Here is a 17,189-nt window from a genome sequence, read left to right as displayed (position 1 = left end):
CGCCCTCCACTCCGCACCGCTGAACACCGCGTCATGGGGAGGGGTCCCCATCGCCTTCCCGGCCTGGACCATGCCACAATTGCTCCAATGATTGCACTAAAAGGTGCGGTCTGACGCAGTAGCAAGGATCAGGGAACCATGTCACTCTTCACCACTCGCACGCGCAGCGCGGGCGCCGTCGCAGCCTTGGCCGCACTGGCCCTGGGCCTGAGCGCCTGCTCCATCACCGTGGACACCAAGAAGGACTCCGCGCCGGTCGCGAGCTCCTCGGACACCCCGTCGCAGGCGCCGGAGGAGACTCCGTCCAGCGAGCCGACCCCGTCGGACACCCCCTCGGAGTCGCCGTCGGAGACCAGCTCCGCCCCCGCCGCCGACCCCCAGGGTGGCCCGTCCGTGGAGCAGATGACCCCCGCGGGCACCAAGCTCAAGATCGGCCAGACCGGCAAGATCTTCGTCCAGACCGGCAAGCCGGGCAAGGACTACTACGACAAGCAGCTCTTCGACGTGAAGGTCACCAGCATCGAGAAGGGTTCGTTCGCGGATCTGTCCGGCCTCAAGAACTCGGACAAGTACAAGGGCTACGTGCCCTTCTACATCCACAGTGAGGTCACCCTCAAGCAGACGCTGAATCCGATCAAGACCTCCGTCTCCTGGACGCACACGTCCTTCAAGGGCACCCTCGACGGCGGCTCGCCCGCCGGTAGCCTGATCATCTTCGGCGGCTTCGACAAGTGCCCATACTCCAAGAGCTTCCGGGCCATCGGCGACACCCAGGTGGACTGCCAGATCGCACTCGCCCCGACGGGCACCGCGGTGACCGGAGTGTCCTACACGGGCAACTCCAGCAACTACCTCAGCTACGATCTGAACCCGTACCGCGACAAGCCCCTCGTCTGGACCAAGTAGAGTCCGCCGGACCCTCGTGAGGGTCCGGACGAGAGCACCTACGACTGAGGCCCACCGGGACATCCCGGTGGGCCTCAGTCGTACCCGCAGCCTCGCGGCGGGGTGATGAAACAGTGCCGTGCGACGGCGGGACGAGGATCAGTCCTCCTGGTCCTCGTCGCCCTTCTTGTACGGATCGGACCCGCCGGCGAAGACGGCCCCTTCGGCCAGAGCCGCCACTTCGGCGTCCCGTTCCTTGGCCTTCCGGATCAGCTCCTCGAGATTCGAGGCGTTCTCCGGGATCTCGTCGGCGACGAACTCCAGGGTGGGGGTCAGGCGGATGGTCAGATTGCGTCCGACCTCCCGGCGCAGGATCCCCTTGTTCTGGGCGAGGACCTCATCGGCTCCCGCCCGGGCCTCGGCGTCGCCGAGCACCGTGTAGTAGACGGTGGCGTGCTGGAGATCATTCGTGACGCGTGCGTCGGTCACGGTGATGTCGAGCGCCCGCTCGTCCTTGACGGCCTTCCTGAGCGCCTCGGCCACCAGGACCTTGATGCGCTGCGCCAGCCTGCCGGCGCGTGCTGGATCTGCCATGTTCTCCTCCTCAAACGTCGTGTGACGGTGAACGGAAGGCCGGGCCCACGGTCTCCCCTGGGCCCGGCCTTCCCGACACTCCTAGACGCGCGGCTTCTCGCGCATCTCGAAGGTCTCGATGATGTCGCCCTCGGTGAGGTCGTTGTACGAGCCGAGGCCGATACCGCACTCGAAGCCCTCACGGACCTCGGTGGCGTCGTCCTTGAAGCGCTTGAGCGAATCGATGGACAGGTTCTGCCCGATGACCTTGCCATCGCGCAGCACACGGGCCTTGGCGTTACGGCGGATGAGGCCGGAACGGACGATGGAGCCTGCGATGTTGCCGAACTTGGAGGAACGGAACACTTCGCGGACCTCGGCCGTGCCGAGCTGGACTTCCTCGTACTCGGGCTTGAGCATGCCCTTGAGCGCGAGTTCGATGTCGTCGATCGCCGCGTAGATGACCGAGTAGAAGCGCATGTCGACGCCTTCGCGCTCGGCCAGCTCGGCCACACGCTCGGCGGGCTTCACGTTGAAGCCGATGATGATCGCGCTGTCCACGGTCGCCAGGTTGACGTCGTTCTGCGTGATGGCACCCACACCGCGGTGGATGACGCGCAGCTGGACGTCGTCGCCCACGTCGATCTTGAGCAGGGCGTCCTCGAGGGCTTCCACGGCACCGGACACGTCACCCTTGAGGATGAGGTTGAGGGTGTCGATCTTGCCTTCGGCGACGGCCTGGTCGAAGTCTTCCAGGCTGATGCGCTTGCGGCGCTTCGCCAGGGCGGCATTGCGGTCGGCGGCTTCACGCTTCTCGGCGATCTGACGGGCGGTGCGCTCGTCAGAGGTCACGAAGAAGGTGTCACCGGCGCGCGGGACGTTGGACAGACCCAGCACCTGGACCGGACGCGACGGACCGGCCTCGGTGACGGACTCGCCGTCCTCGTCGAACATGGCGCGGACGCGGCCGTGAGCCGTGCCGGCCACGATCGTGTCACCGATGTGCAGGGTGCCCGACTGCACCAGAACGGTCGCCACGGAACCACGGCCACGGTCAAGGTTCGCTTCGATCGCGATACCGCGAGCGTCCTTGTCCGGGTTGGCACGGAGGTCCAGGGCGGCGTCGGCGGTCAGCAGGACGGCCTCGAGCAGCTCGTTGATGTTCAGGTTCTGACGCGCGGAGACGTCCACGAACATCGTGTCGCCGCCGTACTCTTCCGGAACCAGGCCGTACTCGGTCAGCTGACCACGGATCTTGTCCGGGTTCGCGCCTTCCTTGTCGATCTTGTTCACGGCCACCACGATCGGCACGTTGGCCGCCTGGGCGTGGTTGAGCGCTTCGACAGTCTGCGGCATGACGCCGTCATCGGCCGCGACCACGAGGATCGCGATGTCGGTGACCTTGGCGCCACGGGCACGCATGGCCGTGAAGGCCTCGTGACCCGGGGTGTCGATGAAGGTGACCTTGCGCTCGACGCCCTCGTGCTCGTGGGTGATCTGGTAGGCGCCGATGTGCTGGGTGATGCCACCGTGCTCGCCGGCCACGACGTCCGAGTTGCGGATCGCATCCAGCAGTCGGGTCTTACCGTGATCGACGTGGCCCATGACGGTGACGACCGGCGGGCGGGCCTCGAGCTCGTCGTCGCCTTCGGCCTCAAGCTCGGCCTCGAAGTCGATGTCGAAGCTGCTCAGCAGCTCGCGCTCCTCGTCCTCCGGGGACACGATCTGGAGCTTGTAGCCCAGCTCGGCGCCCAGGAGCTCGAAGGTCTCCTCATCCAGCGACTGCGTGGCCGTAGCCATCTCGCCGAGGTGGAACAGCACCGTGACGAGCGATGCGGGGTTCGCATCGATCTTCTCGGCGAAGTCCGTGATGGAGGAACCACGGCGCAGACGGACGATCGTCTGGCCGTCGCCGCGGGGCACGCTCACGCCGCCCAGCGACGGTGCGCTCATCTGCTCCAGTTCCTGGCGCTTGGCACGCTTCGACTTGCGCTGCTTGCCACGGCCTGCGCCGCCCTTGCCGAAGGCGCCCTGGGTGCCACCGCGGCCGCGGCCGCCCTTGCCGAAGCCACCGCCGGCAGGTGCGCCGCCACCGGTGCCGCCGCCGGGACGGCCGGGGCCGCCACCGGGACGTGCGCCCGGACGTGCTGCCGCACCGGGAGCGGGACGCTCGATGCGGCTGGGCATCATGCCCGGGGTGGGACGGGGCCCACCCGGACGCGGGGCGCCCGGACGGGGAGCACCGGGGCGCGGAGCACCCGGACGGGGGCCACCGGCGCCCGCGGCGGGACGAGGCCCACCGGCACCGGCTGCCGGGCGGGGACCGCCTGCGCCGGCCGCGGGACGGGGTCCACCCGGACGGGGCATGCCCTGGGAGCTGGCGAACGGGTTGTTGCCCGGACGGGGAGCACGCTCGCCGTCGCGCCCACGGGGCATGCCCTGGGAGCTGGCGAACGGGTTGTTGCCCGGACGGGGGCCACCGGCGCGGGCGCCGGACTGTCGCTGCTGGGAAGCAGGCTTAGCCGCACGGGCGGCGGCCACACGGGCCGCTTCCGCTTCAGCGGCCGCGCGGGAACCCGGCTTGGGTGCTCCACCCGGCTTCATGCCACCCGGGCGAGCGGCCGGAGCGGCAGCGGGCGCGGAGGACGCCGACGGGGCGGCAGGAGCCGCGGGAGTCTGGGGTGCGGGGGCGGAAGCCGCCGCAGGTGCTTTCGGGGCGGCCGGAGCGGCTGCCTTCGCTGCGGGTGCAGCGGACGGGGCGGGAGCGGATCCCCCACCCGGGAATGCGTCACGCAGTTTCTTCGCCACCGGGGGTTCGATGGTCGACGATGCGGAACGGACGAACTCTCCGAGGCTCTGCAGCTTTGCAAGCGCATCCTTGGAGGTGATACCGAGCTCCTTGGCGAGCTCGTGTACGCGGACCTTGGCCACATTTCTCCTGTCTCGGTCCGCGCATCAGCCTTGGCACGAACCGTCTAATACTTCTTCCTGCCCTGGGCCATGAAAAGCGGCCCGGGGCGCTGTGCAGCGCGCAACAGATTGGTCATGGTTACGCGCTCATCGCAGGGAACTCATCGGGTTTCCATCAGATTTCTGACCCGCTTTCGGATAGGACGGTCGTCCCCTGAGGCGTCTCCGCCCCGGTGGGGACACTGTGCGGTGCCAGCTTCTCCTCCAGGCCGTCGCTGACGACGGCGCTCCGGAAAGCACGCGCGAACGCACGCTTCCGCTGGGCGAGGGCAAGGCACTCAGTGGTGGGGTGCAGCCATGCACCCCGGCCGCCCACCCGGCGTCGTGCGTCCACCACCACGAGGTTTTCACCTGCGTCGGAGGTCACGGTCGCCAGCCGGATGAGCTGATCCTGGGTTTCCCGGCGGCGGCATCCGACACAGGTCCGCAGAGGTGCACTTGTCGGTGCTGCCACGTGCGCCTGCCTCGCTTGAAGTGCGTGCGCCACCCGAAGGGCGGACACGCAGATGCCATGCCGGGGAACCGGCGTTATCCATTCTACGCCTTCCGCAGGCCCCGCCGTGCGCGACGGCGCGTCGGAGCCCGCGGAGGCCTACTCGCCGGCCGCGTCGGAGACGATGTCGATCCGCCAGCCCGTGAGCTTGGCGGCCAGACGGGCGTTCTGCCCCTCCTTGCCGATGGCCAGCGAAAGCTGGTAATCCGGCACCACGACGCGGGCGGAACGGGTGGCCGGGTCGGCGATCGTGACGCTCGTGACGCTCGACGGCGACAGGGCGTTCGCGATGAACGTCTCCGGGGTGTCGGAGAAGTCGACGATGTCGATCTTCTCGTCGTTGAGCTCGGTCATGACGGCCCGCACGCGGGACCCCATTTCGCCGATGCAGGCGCCCTTGGCGTTGATGCCCGGGCGGTTGGCGCGCACGGCCATCTTGGTCCGGTGGCCGGCTTCACGGGCCAGCGCGACGATCTCCACGGAGCCGTCCGCGATCTCCGGGACCTCGAGTTCAAAGAGCTTGCGGACCAGACCCGGGTGGGTGCGGGACAGCGTGATGCTGGGGCCCTTCTGGCCGCGCTGCACGCTCACGACGAAGGCGCGGATGCGGTTGCCGTGGAGGTACTTCTCGCCGGGCACCTGCTCGGGCGGCGGCATGAGGGCCTCCACGGTGCCCAGGTTGACCTGGACCATGTGCGCGGAGTGGCCCTGCTGGATCTGACCGGCGACGAGTTCACCCTCGCGGCCCTTGAACTCGCCGAGGACGTTGTCATCCTCGACGTCCCGCAGACGCTGCAGGATGATCTGACGGGCGGTGCTCGCGGCGATGCGGCCGAAGCCGTCCGGGGTGTCGTCGAACTCGCCGACGACGTTGCCCTCGTCGTCGATCTCGCTCGCCCAGATGGTCACGTGACCACTCTTGCGGTCCAGTTCCGCCCGCGCCTGGTCGATGGCGCCAGGGGTCTTGTGATAGGCCACCAGCAGTGCCTGCTCGATGGTGGGGATGAGCTTGTCCAGGGGGATCTCGCGTTCCCGCTCCAGGAGTCGCAGCGCGCTCATGTCGATATCCATTTAGGCCTCCTCAGTTGCTTCGGGGTCCAATGCTTCGTCCAGCGCCGCATGGTCCAGATGTGTGAATTCGATCTCCACCTTGGCCTGGCGGATCGTGCTGAAGGCCACCGTGACCGGTGCGCCTTCCTTGGCTTTGACGCCCTTCTTCGCTTCCAGCTGCGGGACCAGGGTCACGCCGTCCTCGTGGACGTCGCGGATCCGGCCCGTGAGCGGCTCACCCTCGCTCAGCTTCACGCGCACCAGGCGACCGAGATTCCTGCGCCAGTGACGTGGCTGCGTGAGCGGGCGGGAGACGCCGGGCGAGGAGACCTCGAGCTCGTAGGCCTGCGGGCCGTCGAGTGGATCCGCATCCAGGGCGGCCGAAATGTCCGTGGAGACCTCCGCGATGCGATCGAGGCTCACTCCGCCCTGCTGGTCCTCGGGGAGGTCCACCAGCACCTGAACGGTGCGCTGGGCTCCGGCCCGGTGGATCTCCACTTCCTCGAGGAAGAGGCCCTGTGCGGCCACCACGGGTTCCAGGAGTCCGTGCAGCCGTGCTGCTTCGGAGTCCTGGCCGCCCTGGTCTGGCGTAGTCGAATGTCCGGCACCGCTCATGGTCCGCAAGGCCTCCCTGATTGAAGTTTTCAGACTATAGAGTATCGACTTTTTGGCTCCTGCGGCTTCCGAGGGCCGCATTCCCGCGCGATCGAGGCGGGCGGAAGCGGCCCCGGCGCCGGGATCCGCGTGGTCGTGGCAAGATCGTGGTGATGAAAAACGCGGGAAGGACGGGACGGACGGGCACGGTCCTCCGACGAGTGGGAGCCTCTGCCGTGGTGCTGGCCACAGTTCTGGGACTGAGCGCGGCCGTGGACCAGGTCCTCTCCCCCGCACCCGTCGACGCGGCGGTTCAGGCGCCGCAGGCCGTCTTCGCCGCGCACACTGCCGACCTCGCCGCACAGGCGCATCGGCTCGCCTCCACCACGGGTCCCACCGTGGCGTCGCTGGGCACGATCCTCGACCGGCAGAGCGCCGCCCTGATGCCACCCTCACCTTCGCCCGCCACGACGATGCCGCAGGTCTCACCGTCCTCGGGGCCCCTGACGCTCGCCCAGTTGCTGGAGGCCGTCCGCACGAGCGCGACGGCTCTGCTCGACCAGGCCCGGCGCGAACCCGACGGCGGTCTGGCCCGCCTCTACACCGCCGCGGCGGAAGGCCGGCTGGAGGCCCTGCGACCACTCCTGCCCTCGGGCGGCGCCACCGGCCCGGATCTCCTCACCTCCGGCACCGCCCCGCTCCCGGCGTCCTGCGCGTCCGGGACGCCCTCCCCTGCCGCCACCGACCCGGCCGGCCCGACGACGGCGGGCGCCACTGCGGCGACCGGCGCGGCGGGCGGTGGGCCGGCGTCGTCCGCGGCCACTCCGGCGACGGTGTCACCGCAAGCGGTCGCCGCCACCCAGGCGGTCCTGCGCGCACAGCGCCATCTGACGTACCTGTACCAGGTGGCCGAAGTCCGTCTGGAGCGCGGAGCCCGCACCGATGCCGACGGCTTCGAGGCGGCGGTCCGGAAGGGCGGTTCCGAGGCGGCCGCGTGGGTGCGGGCCGCCTGCGCCACCCCTTCGATCCCCGAAGCCGGTTACGAACTGCCGGCCACCTTCCTCAAGGAGCCGGCCGCGGGTCTGGGCGCGGTCGAGGACGAACTCCGGAACGCGGCCCTGGATCTGGTGGCGGCCTCCGAAGGGGACCTCCGGACCTGGGCGATGGCGCAGTACTTCGCGGCGGGGACGCGCGCCCGGCACTGGTCGCCGTCCGCCGGCGCCGGGCCGGCGCTGCCCGGCTTCCCGGAGGACATGACGCCCGTGCCGTCGGGGTCGCCGTCCGCCGGACAGCACTGATCCCTGACAGCGCTGATCCCAGCCGGCACCGGTCCCGGATCCCGCCGAGTCCAGAGCGTTCCGTTTTTCCTTATCAGGTGAGCAAAGGCTTACTTCAATAAGCCAAGCCTTCTCTCATTTAGTGAAGGCAAACATTGCTGGAATTGTTTTTCCGGGAGTGCTTTCCTGAAGACATGACGACAATGGAGATCAAAGCCGGAACCGGGAAGAAGAGCCCCCGGGGAAATCTGGCACAGCGCCTCAACTGGCTCCGCGCCGGTGTCCTCGGCGCCAATGACGGCATCGTCTCGGTGGCCGCGATCGTGGTGGGCGTCGCGGGCGCCACCACCCAACAGGGCCCTCTTCTGGCGGCCGGCGCGGCAGGCCTGATCGGCGGCGCGATCTCCATGGCCCTCGGCGAGTACGTCTCGGTCAGCAGCCAGAGCGACAGCCAGCGGGCCATCGTCCGCCAGAAGCGCAAAGCTCTGAGTGACGATCCCGCCGGAGAACTCGCCCGACTGAAACAGGGTTATGTCGATCAGGGGATTTCCCCGGCCACCGCGGCGCTCGTCGCGGAGGAATTGAGCGCCAAAGATGCTCTGGGCGCTCATCTGAAAAGCGAATTCAATATCGACGAGGAAGAAATCGTCAGCCCGTGGCATGCGGCACTCGCCTCGGCGCTGGCCTTCACCGCGGGGGCGATCCTGCCGCTGCTCGCGGTGCTGCTCCTACCCGCAGCGATCCGCATCCCCCTGACCTTCGGTGTCGTGCTCACCGCGCTGGCCGCCACCGGGGCCGTCGGCGCCTGGATCGGCGGGGCGAGCGTGTCCCGGGCCGCCGTGCGGGTGGTGATCGGCGGAGCACTCGCCCTGACCGCGACGTTCCTGGTGGGCAGCCTCCTGGGACAGTCCGGGGTCATCTGAATCCCGGCCGGGTGATCCAGGAGCGGGTCGGGTCCCCGTCCCGCTTCTGAGCGCGACGGCGGAGACCCCACAGCGACCGCTCGGCGGCATTCCGGCGGTCCCCGAGACGCCCGCACGACTAAGCTGGATCCGTGAGCTCCCCCGTGACGTTACCGCCCGGCCTGGTCCGGAGAATGACGCGGAGTGCCGACGGCGCCCGATGGATCGCCGCCCTGCCCCGTCTGATCGAGGAGTGCTTCGACGCCTGGGGACTCCGGCTGGACCTCTCCCCCGGCTTCCCGGTCCTGCACGGCTACAGCGGGATCGTCCTTCCCGTCCGCGGACCTGACGGCTCGGCCGTGCTCAAAGTGTCCCTGCCGGTCGAGGAGACCCTGTCGGAGGGGCCGTCCCTCCGCGTGTGGCAAGGACGAAGTGCGGTGCGTGTGCTGGAGGAGGAACCGGCCCGTTGCGCCCTGCTCCTCGAGCGGCTCGAACCCCACCGGACCCTCATCAGCATGGACCTCCACGACGCCGCCGAAGTCTGGGGCGGAATCGTCCGGGGTCTGAGTGTGCCCGTGGACGAGGTGGGCCGGATTCTCGGCGACACCCCCGCCCTTGCGGCGATCCCACGCCTCTCCGACATGGCGGAACGCTGGTGTGACGAGTTCCCGCAGAGCTGGCAGGAGGCGGGCGAGCCGTTCCCCCGCTGGCTCCTGGAAGCCGCACTGGAGGTGTGCCAGGTGCACGGCACGGTGGGACGCCGCGCATCCCGCGAGGTCCTGGTGCATCAGGACCTCCACTTCCTGAACATCCTGGCCCGGCCCGGCAGTCCGGACTCGGACGGCGCGGGTCGACTGGACACCACCGAGTGGGTGGCGATCGACCCGCAGGCCGTGCTGGGCGACGCCGAGTTCTCGCTCCCTCCCGTGCTGCGGAACCGCCTGGCCGAGTATCCCGTGGTGCGGCCCGCCGAGGGCGTGCTGCGCCGCCTCGAGGAGTACTGCGAACCCGCGGGGCTGGACCCGGAGCTGGCCCGCCAATGGAGTGTCGTGAGCTTCGTGGAGGACGCCCTGTGGTTCGCCACGAAGGGCGGCCACGAGGCGGAGCAGGAGCGGTCCCTCTGGCTGGCCTCCGCGCTGGCCGGGAAGGTCCTGGACGACACCATCGATCCTCAGCGGCTCCACGACCCCGGCCACGTGGACTAGCTCGCTCGAACCACGGCTCTCTAGCGGGTGTTGTCCTGCCAGACGTCGAACCCGAGTTTGACGATCAGCACCGCCACGACACCCAGGAACACCCAGCGGATGAAGGAGTTCCCGCGGGCGACGGCCATGCGCGCCCCGAGGTAGCCGCCCGCGGTGTTCGCCGCGCCGAGGAGCAGACCCACGCCCCAGAGCAGAGAGCCGTGCGGGAGGAAGAACAGCAGCGCCCCGGCGTTGGTGGCCATGTTGACGATCTTCGCCTTGGCACTGGCCTCGGTGAAGGCGTATCCCATGAGCGAGACGAGGGCGATCACCAGGAAGGACCCGGTGCCGGGACCGATCAGCCCGTCGTAGCAGCCGATCACGGCGCCGATCAGGCAGGCCAGGACATAGTGCTTGCGGCCCTGATGCCTCAGGACCGTCTCCCCGCCCACCGCAGGCCGGAACGCGGTGAACAGCAGCACGGCCACGAGGGCCACCACGATGATCGGTTTGAACGCCTTGCCCGGCAATTGCGTGGCGATCACCGCGCCGCCGAAACTGCCGGCCAGCGCGATCAGCGCCATGGGCACGGCCGTCCTCAGATCGGGATGGACGCGCCGGTAGAACGTGATGGAGCTCGTGGTGGTCCCGAAGATGGACCCGAGCTTGTTCGTGGCCAGCGCCTGCACCGGGGTGATCCCGGGCACCAGGAGCAGGGCGGGCAGCTGGATGAGACCACCGCCGCCCACCACCGCGTCGACCCAGCCGGCGCAGAAGCCGGCGAGGACGATCACGGCGAGCGTGCCGCCGTCGAGCAGTTCGAAACCGCTCAGCATGGCATGCCCGCCTGTGATCCCCTCATCCTGTCAGTGCGCGACGGCGGCGCGCACGGCGGCGACCGCCTCGGCCACCGGCACGTTCTGCGCTTCCCCGCTGCGGCGGTCCTTGAGCTCCACCACGCCGTCGGCCAGGCCCTTGCCGACTGCGAGGATCGTGGGGACGCCGAGCAGTTCGGCGTCGCCGAACTTCACACCGGGAGAGACCTTGGGACGGTCATCGTAGATGACGTCCAGGCCGGCGGCGGACAGCTCCTCCGCGAGCTGGGCGGCGGTGGAGAAGATCTCCTCGCCGCGGCCCACGGCCACCACGTGCACATCGGCCGGGGCGACATTGCGCGGCCAGATGAGTCCGCGGTCGTCGTGGTTGGACTCGGCCAGCGCCGCGACAGCACGGGTCACGCCGACGCCGTACGAACCCATCGTCACCACGACCTGCTTGCCGTTCTGGTCCAGGACCTTCAGGTCCAGCGCCTCGGCGTACTTGCGGCCGAGCTGGAAGATGTGGCCCATCTCGATGCCACGGGCCAGCTCCAGCGGACCGCTGCCGTCGGGGGCGAGGTCACCCTCGCGCACCTCGGTGGCCTCGATGACGCCGTCCCAGCCGAAGTCGCGTTCGGCGACCAGGCCGAAGACGTGTTTCCCGTCGACGTTCGCACCGGTGATCCAGCTGGAGCCGGGCACGACGCGGGGATCCACCAGGTACAGGACCTTGGCGGCGCCCTCGGAACCCAGCACGGGCTCCTCGGTGGTCAGGCCGGGGCCGATGTAGCCCTTGACCAGCGCGGTGTTCTTCTTGAGGTCCTCCTCGGACGCGGCCTCGAGGCCGATCTCCCCGCCCACGGGCAGGAACGCCCCGAGGTTCGCCTCGACACGCTTGAGGTCCACCGCACGGTCCCCGGGGACGCCGATGATCACGAGCTGACGCTCGCCCGTGGGCAGCGTGACGGCGAGAACCACGTTCTTGAGGGTGTCGGCGGCGGTCCAGGGACGGTCGGCACGCGGCTCGGTCCGGTTGGCCGCGTCCACGAGCGTGTCGATGGTGGGCGTGTCCGGGGTGTCGCGCACGACGGCGGCCGGCAGCGACGAGTAGTCGATGGGCTCGGGTGCCACGGTGGTCACGGCCTCGACGTTGGCGGCGTACCCGCCCGCCGAGCGCACGAAGGTGTCCTCACCGATCGCCGTGGGGTGCAGGAACTCCTCGCTCCGGGAACCTCCCATGGCGCCGGCGGTGGCCTTCACGGGGACCACTTCGAGGCCGAGGCGCTCGAAGATGCGCAGGTAGGCGCCACGGTGCGCCAGGTAGCTGGCGTCCAGGCCGGCGTCGTCCACATCGAAGGAGTAGGAGTCCTTCATGATGAACTCGCGGCCGCGCAGGAGGCCGGCCCGCGGGCGCGCCTCATCGCGGTACTTGTTCTGGATCTGGTAGATCGACAGGGGCAGGTCCTTGTACGAGGAGTACAGATCCTTCACCAGCAGGGTGAACATCTCCTCGTGGGTCGGAGCCAGGAGGTAGTCGGCGCCCTTGCGGTCCTGCAGGCGGAAGAGGCCCTCGCCGTACTCGGTCCAGCGATTGGTGACCTCGTAGGGCTCCCTGGGCAGCAGGGCCGGGAAGTGGACCTCTTGCGCACCGATGGCCGCCATCTCCTCGCGGATGATCTGCTCCACCTTGCGCAGCACGCTCAGACCGAGCGGCAGCCACGTGTAGATGCCTGGGGCGGCGCGCCGGATGTATCCGGCACGGACCAGGAGCTTGTGGCTGGCGACCTCGGCGTCCACCGGGTCTTCACGCAGGGTTCGCAGGAAGAGCGAGGAAAGGCGTGTGATCACTGAAATTCCGTTTCTGGCGCAATCGGGGCTGAAGCCCGTCCGGACAGGCCGGGGACAGGGCTGCGGTCCGGGATGACCGGACCGTACCCCGAGTTTATCCGGTGTGGGCCGTCACGCGGGCACGGGCCACCCACGGAACTCGAGGAGGCCGGGGACGGCGAAGGGCCCGGAGCGACCGCGCTCCGGGCCCTCACGGCGGATTCCCGAGGGTGTCCGCGGAAGGATCAGCCTTCCTTGCCCTCCAGGGCCACCAGAACACCGGCCAGGGCGAAGTACTTGTTGGAGCCGAGATCACGAACGGTCTTGATCCCGAGTTCCTTGGCCAGGAATTCACCCTTGGCGTCCGTGATGCCCGCCAGCGCGGACACGGGTGCGTCCAGGATCTCCTTCAGGCTCTTGTCCTCGAATTCCTTGTCCAGGCCCTTGCCGAGGTTGACGCTAACTGCCATGTTCCAGCTCCTTTACGTCGGTGACATGCCCTGTTGGCCACTGCGGACAGCGGCGACACATCTGAGCCGAACGTAGTTCACCCCGCTTCCCCGATCAAGGATCTTGACGGACCTTTTCGGTGAACTTACTTTTAATTCATCAGTCGATGAATTACCCGGGAGCCTCGGAAGGGGCCCCGGGAGGCGGGAGCAGCCATGTACGGGCCCCAGCACGTTCGCTCGACGCCGGCCGCCGCGGAAGCCGCCGTCGTCGTCAGGGGACTGCACGTCCGGCGGGGCCGTCTGCACGTGCTGAGGAACCTGGACTTCACGGTCGCCTCCGGCAGCATCACGGGGCTGCTGGGGCCCTCAGGCAGCGGCAAGACCACCCTCATGCGAGCGATCATGGGCCTGCAGCGTTTCGGATCCGGCACCGTGACCGTGCTGGGCTCGCCGGCCGGCGCCGCACCGCTCCGCCGGAAGCTCGGCTACATGACCCAGTCCCCCAGCGTCTACCGCGACCTGACGGTCCTGGACAATGTCCGCTACTTCGCCACCCTGCACGGAAAATCGGCCGCCGAGGCCCGCGACGCCGTCGAGGCCGTGGGGCTGACCGGCGAGTCCCGCCGCCTCACCGCGGACCTGTCCGGCGGGCAGTTCAACCGCGTCTCCCTGGCCTGTGCCCTGGTCGGAGACCCCGAACTCCTCATCATGGACGAGCCCACGGTCGGCCTGGACCCCGTGCTCCGCGCGGAGCTCTGGGCCCACTTCCGCCGCCTTGCAGAGGCCGGCACCACGCTGCTGGTGTCCAGCCACGTCATGGAGGAGGCGCGCCACTGCCAGGACCTCCTGCTGCTGCGGGACGGCAGGCTCCTGGCGCAGCTGACCCCCGAGGGGCTGGCGGCACGCGGCCACAACACGGATCTGGAACTGGCGTTCCTGGCCATGATCCAGGAGTCCGGCGCATCCGGACCGGGACAGGAAGAGGCGGCTTCATGAACCCCCGTCTGCTCGGCGCCACCACGGCGCGAGTGCTCACCCAGATCCGCCACGACCACCGCAGCGTGGCGATGATCCTCGTGGTGCCCTCATTCCTCCTGGCGGCGGTCTACTTCCTCTTCGAGAACGAGACGCTGCCGCCCGGGATGCCGCGCACCTTCGACCGGGTGGGACTGGTCATGCTGGCCATCTTCCCGTTCCTGATCATGTTCCTCATCACCTCGGTGACCATGCTGCGCGAGCGGACCAGCGGCACCCTCGAGCGGCTGCTGACCACTCCCCTGGGCAAGGCCGACCTCCTCTTCGGCTACGCTCTCGCGTTCTCCCTGCTCGCGGCCGTCCAGGCGCTCGTCACCCTGGCCGTCGCCTACTGGGTGTTCCAGCTGGACGTGCAGGGCAGCCCGGTGCTGGTGGGGCTGGTCTGCATCCTGAACTCGGTGCTGGGCGTGGCCCTCGGGCTCCTCTGCTCGGCGTTCGCCCGCACCGAGTTCCAGGCGGTGCAGTTCATGCCCGTCGTGGTGGTCCCCCAGATCCTGCTCTGCGGCCTGTTCGTGGCGCGGGACTCCATGAACTCCGTGCTGGAGGCCATCTCCAATGTGCTGCCCCTGAGCTATTCCGTGGAGGCGCTGCAGGATATCGGCCGCCATAGCGACCCCACGGAGACGCTCCGGAACGACCTCATCGCCCTGGCCGTGATCGCCTTCGGACTCCTCGTGCTCGCTTCCGCCACGCTGCGCCGGCGGACGGCGTGAACGGGCCCTCCCCGTCCGGCGCGCACGACGACGGCGACCCGGACCGCGCCGGCACGGAACCGCACGCGGCTCCCGGCCGCCGTCGTGGTCGCCGTGGCGGGCAGGCGGACAGCCGCGAGCGGATCCTGGCAGCGGCCCGCCGGCTGTTCGCCGACCACGGGTTCGAGGGCACGAGCCTTCGCCAGGTGGGCCGGGAAGCGGGCGTCGATCCGGCCATGGTCCACCACTTCTTCCAGGGCAAGGACGAGCTCTTCGCGCTCAGCGTCGAACTGCCGGCCGACCCCGCGGAGGTGCTCGCGGGGGTCACCTCCCTCGATCCCCGGCAGCGCTCCGAGGAGATCGTGCGCGCGGTCCTCCGGCTCTGGGAGAGCCCGGCCCAGCACAGCCTGGTGGCCTTCATCCGCGGGACCATCGGATCCCGCACCAAGACGGCCATGCTCCGGGAGATGGTCAGCCGGACGATCCTGTCGCGCATCACAGCCGGACTGCCGGGCACCCCTCAGGAGCTCGCCCTCCGCGGCGACCTGGTGGCGTCGCAGATGGTCGGGCTCATGCTGACCCGGTATGTCGTGCGGCTGGAACCCCTGGCGTCGGCGACTCCCGAGGAGGTGGTGCGGCAGGTCGCCCCGACCGTTCAGCGGTACCTCGAGGGCGGGACCGGCGAGTCCGCCGCCCAGGGCGCGAAGTGACCCCGTCCCGCCGTCTGGCCGCGGACAGTGCCTGAACGCGCGAACGGGCCGCGTCCACGGTGGACGCGGCCCGTTCGGAGTGCTGCGGCTTACTTGATCTGATCGGCGACCGCGTCGAGAGCGGCGACGGCCTTCTCGACGTCGGCTGCTCCCGCGCCACCGGCCAGGGAGACGCTGGTGATTGCCACTCCGTTCTTGACAGCCATCACGGTCAACTGCTTCATCTTGGTAGCGCCGCCCGGCAGGGACGTGGTGGTTTCGAACGCCACGGCGCCTGGGGTCTTTGCGGACGCGTCGACCTTTTCCGAGGTCGCTTCGGCCTTCTGGCCCGCAATCTCAATCGTCATGGTCTTGCATTTCTCCAGCTGGTCCTTGGTCTGGGCGATCTTGCCCTCGAGGACGGACGGGTCCGGCCCGGAGATCAGACTCACGGCCTGAGAAGGAATGCCATCGGCGCCCGTGGAGGTGCCAACGGCGGTGGAGGCGCCGTCGAGGCTCTGAAGCGCCGTCGCGATGTCCCCGTTGCCACACTCGGCCGGGGAGATCTTCGTCTTGGCGAGCAGTTCTTTGGACGCCTCAAGGGATTTCTTCAGGTCCGCAGAGGGGAGCACCTTCAGTTCCTTGCCATCGGCGCCCTTGGCGGCCTTGAGCACGCCCTCCAGCTCGGCCTCGCTGTACTTCTTCACGGCCGCGGGCGCGGCGGACTGCCCACCACCGCCGCCGTTGGTCCCACCGGACTGCTGGGCCGGGCCGGAACAGGCCGTGACGGCCAGCAGCGAGGCCGCGGAAAGAGCCAGGAGGGCCCGACGTGCGTTTTTCATGATGTTTTCCCCGATCAGAAAGCGATTCGATTGGTGAGACTGAACTCGTCTGTGATTATTCCATTCGATGCGGAAATCCGCGATGGGCAGTCCTCCCCATGACACGACTGCGACAGGCGGGACTCAGTCCACCAGCGCGGCGGCCTGCTCCACCACCGCGTTGGCCACCGCCGTCGTGTCCGCTCCGCCCTTCTGTCCCGACACGCTGACGAAGATGTTCACCCGGCCCACCGTGACCGTGGACAGGGAGGTCTCGACAGTGCCGCTGGCGCCGACCGTGGTCACCGTCCAGGCGAGTCCGCCCTCGACCTTTGGAGCCTCGGCCTTCGCCACGGACAGGGTGGCCACCGGTACGCTGCGGATCAGTTTCAGGGTGGAACAGCGCTCCAGGGTTTCATTGTCGAATCCCGGGTGAAGGAGTTCCTCCGGGCCGCTGCTCAGGACGACGGACACGATAGCGTCGCGTCCCGACTCATTGTGCCCCAGGGCCACACGGCCGCGGTCGAGCAATCCGGTTGACAGCCGGTTTTCTGAGACGGCAACCTCCTGGCAGGCCGGCGGATCCACCGATGTCCGACCCTGCAGACGCTCACGCACCTCGACGGTCTTGCGCATCGTGTTCGCCGCGACCTGCGTGAAGGCGCCGTCGTTGGGGCCCTTGAGCCGGCCGACCACCTCTTCCAGCTCCGTCTCGCTCCAGGCCTTGCCCGGCGACGGCACCGTGACGGCGCACCCGTTCACGAGCAGAGCGGACAGCACCACGGACAGCGTGGCGAACAGCGGTTTCCTCATGGCGGCTTCCCCCTGGAGACGGTGAACCCAACGCTATGCCGCCGCCCGCCTCGCGACAAGAAGGAAGCGCTGAACGGGCGGGCGCACCGGACCAGGAGAGCACGGCTCAGTAGA

The 17,189-nt window shown here is 69.0% G+C and carries 17 protein-coding genes; 7 read left to right on the top strand and 10 right to left on the bottom strand.

Translation table 11 applies throughout. The features are described 5' to 3' along the window. Positions 1 to 138: 138 nt before the first annotated feature. Positions 139 to 906: a hypothetical protein gene (locus P9849_RS05525; RefSeq protein WP_278268664.1), complete on the top strand. Its 768-nt coding sequence runs from the start codon at positions 139 to 141 to the stop codon at positions 904 to 906. Between the two features lie 138 nt (positions 907 to 1,044). On the opposite strand, the gene rbfA is transcribed toward P9849_RS05525, so the two are convergent. The 5 genes from rbfA to rimP all read right to left on the bottom strand — a co-directional run bounded on the left by rbfA (position 1,045) and on the right by rimP (position 6,586). After that, entirely contained in the window at positions 1,045 to 1,479 is a 435-nt protein-coding gene (gene rbfA, locus P9849_RS05520) for a 30S ribosome-binding factor RbfA (RefSeq protein ID WP_278268663.1), read from the bottom strand. A gap of 81 nt (positions 1,480 to 1,560) precedes the next feature. Beyond that, the gene (gene infB / locus P9849_RS05515; protein WP_278268662.1) at positions 1,561 to 4,389 is read right to left on the bottom strand and encodes a translation initiation factor IF-2; all 2,829 of its coding nucleotides are present in this window, start codon (positions 4,387 to 4,389) and stop codon (positions 1,561 to 1,563) included. A 154-nt stretch (positions 4,390 to 4,543) separates the two neighbouring features. Continuing rightward, a complete protein-coding gene (locus tag P9849_RS05510; RefSeq protein ID WP_243874767.1) occupies positions 4,544 to 4,795 on the bottom strand; it encodes a YlxR family protein in 252 nt (83 codons plus the stop codon). A gap of 225 nt (positions 4,796 to 5,020) precedes the next feature. Continuing rightward, positions 5,021 to 5,992: a transcription termination factor NusA gene (nusA, locus tag P9849_RS05505; RefSeq protein WP_278268661.1), complete on the bottom strand. Its 972-nt coding sequence runs from the start codon at positions 5,990 to 5,992 to the stop codon at positions 5,021 to 5,023. Beyond that, a complete protein-coding gene (rimP, locus tag P9849_RS05500; RefSeq protein ID WP_278268660.1) occupies positions 5,993 to 6,586 on the bottom strand; it encodes a ribosome maturation factor RimP in 594 nt (197 codons plus the stop codon). It abuts the gene before it with no gap. 218 nt (positions 6,587 to 6,804) lie between these two features. Between rimP and P9849_RS05495 the strand changes: the two genes are divergently transcribed. The 3 genes from P9849_RS05495 (at position 6,805) to P9849_RS05485 (ending at position 9,949) form a co-directional block, all read left to right on the top strand. Beyond that, positions 6,805 to 7,863: a DUF4439 domain-containing protein gene (locus tag P9849_RS05495; protein ID WP_278268659.1), complete on the top strand. Its 1,059-nt coding sequence runs from the start codon at positions 6,805 to 6,807 to the stop codon at positions 7,861 to 7,863. Between the two features lie 182 nt (positions 7,864 to 8,045). Then, entirely contained in the window at positions 8,046 to 8,765 is a 720-nt protein-coding gene (locus P9849_RS05490; RefSeq protein WP_278269103.1) for a VIT1/CCC1 transporter family protein, read from the top strand. Between the two features lie 173 nt (positions 8,766 to 8,938). Continuing rightward, positions 8,939 to 9,949: an aminoglycoside phosphotransferase family protein gene (locus P9849_RS05485; RefSeq protein WP_278268658.1), complete on the top strand. Its 1,011-nt coding sequence runs from the start codon at positions 8,939 to 8,941 to the stop codon at positions 9,947 to 9,949. 20 nt (positions 9,950 to 9,969) lie between these two features. Here P9849_RS05485 and P9849_RS05480 read toward each other — a convergent pair whose 3' ends face one another. From P9849_RS05480 to P9849_RS05470, 3 genes are all read right to left on the bottom strand, one after another. Next, positions 9,970 to 10,764 (bottom strand): TSUP family transporter, encoded by a 795-nt coding sequence (locus tag P9849_RS05480; protein ID WP_278268657.1) that lies wholly within the window; start codon positions 10,762 to 10,764, stop codon positions 9,970 to 9,972. Positions 10,765 to 10,794: 30 nt separating this feature from the next. Continuing rightward, positions 10,795 to 12,594 carry a proline--tRNA ligase gene (locus tag P9849_RS05475; RefSeq protein ID WP_278268656.1) on the bottom strand — a complete coding sequence of 600 codons (1,800 nt, stop codon included), beginning with the start codon at positions 12,592 to 12,594 and terminating at the stop codon, positions 10,795 to 10,797. Between the two features lie 224 nt (positions 12,595 to 12,818). Beyond that, a complete protein-coding gene (locus P9849_RS05470) occupies positions 12,819 to 13,043 on the bottom strand; it encodes a hypothetical protein (RefSeq protein ID WP_208188442.1) in 225 nt (74 codons plus the stop codon). A 195-nt stretch (positions 13,044 to 13,238) separates the two neighbouring features. Between P9849_RS05470 and P9849_RS05465 the strand changes: the two genes are divergently transcribed. The 3 genes from P9849_RS05465 to P9849_RS05455 all read left to right on the top strand — a co-directional run bounded on the left by P9849_RS05465 (position 13,239) and on the right by P9849_RS05455 (position 15,462). Beyond that, positions 13,239 to 14,021, top strand: coding sequence for an ABC transporter ATP-binding protein (locus P9849_RS05465; RefSeq protein ID WP_278268655.1), 783 nt, complete (start codon positions 13,239 to 13,241; stop codon positions 14,019 to 14,021). Then, on the top strand, positions 14,018 to 14,773 hold the full coding sequence (locus P9849_RS05460; protein WP_278268654.1) for an ABC transporter permease: 756 nt from the start codon (positions 14,018 to 14,020) through the stop codon (positions 14,771 to 14,773). The genes P9849_RS05465 and P9849_RS05460 overlap by 4 nt, the downstream gene beginning before the upstream one ends. Before the next feature lie 122 nt (positions 14,774 to 14,895). Next, complete coding sequence (locus tag P9849_RS05455) at positions 14,896 to 15,462, top strand: TetR family transcriptional regulator (RefSeq protein ID WP_278269102.1); 567 nt, start codon at positions 14,896 to 14,898, stop codon at positions 15,460 to 15,462. Between the two features lie 89 nt (positions 15,463 to 15,551). On the opposite strand, the gene P9849_RS05450 is transcribed toward P9849_RS05455, so the two are convergent. Together P9849_RS05450 and P9849_RS05445 are read right to left on the bottom strand one after the other, a co-directional pair. After that, positions 15,552 to 16,283 carry a hypothetical protein gene (locus tag P9849_RS05450; RefSeq protein WP_278268653.1) on the bottom strand — a complete coding sequence of 244 codons (732 nt, stop codon included), beginning with the start codon at positions 16,281 to 16,283 and terminating at the stop codon, positions 15,552 to 15,554. A gap of 123 nt (positions 16,284 to 16,406) precedes the next feature. Beyond that, positions 16,407 to 17,075 carry a hypothetical protein gene (locus P9849_RS05445; protein WP_278268652.1) on the bottom strand — a complete coding sequence of 223 codons (669 nt, stop codon included), beginning with the start codon at positions 17,073 to 17,075 and terminating at the stop codon, positions 16,407 to 16,409. Positions 17,076 to 17,189: the final 114 nt, after the last annotated feature.

It is taken from the genome of Arthrobacter sp. Y-9, from assembly GCF_029690065.1.
In the GTDB taxonomy this organism is placed as follows: Bacteria; Actinomycetota; Actinomycetes; order Actinomycetales; family Micrococcaceae; genus Arthrobacter_E.
The sequence above is the reverse complement of the archived record's forward strand: the minus strand, read 5'-3'. Positions and strand labels throughout refer to the sequence as shown.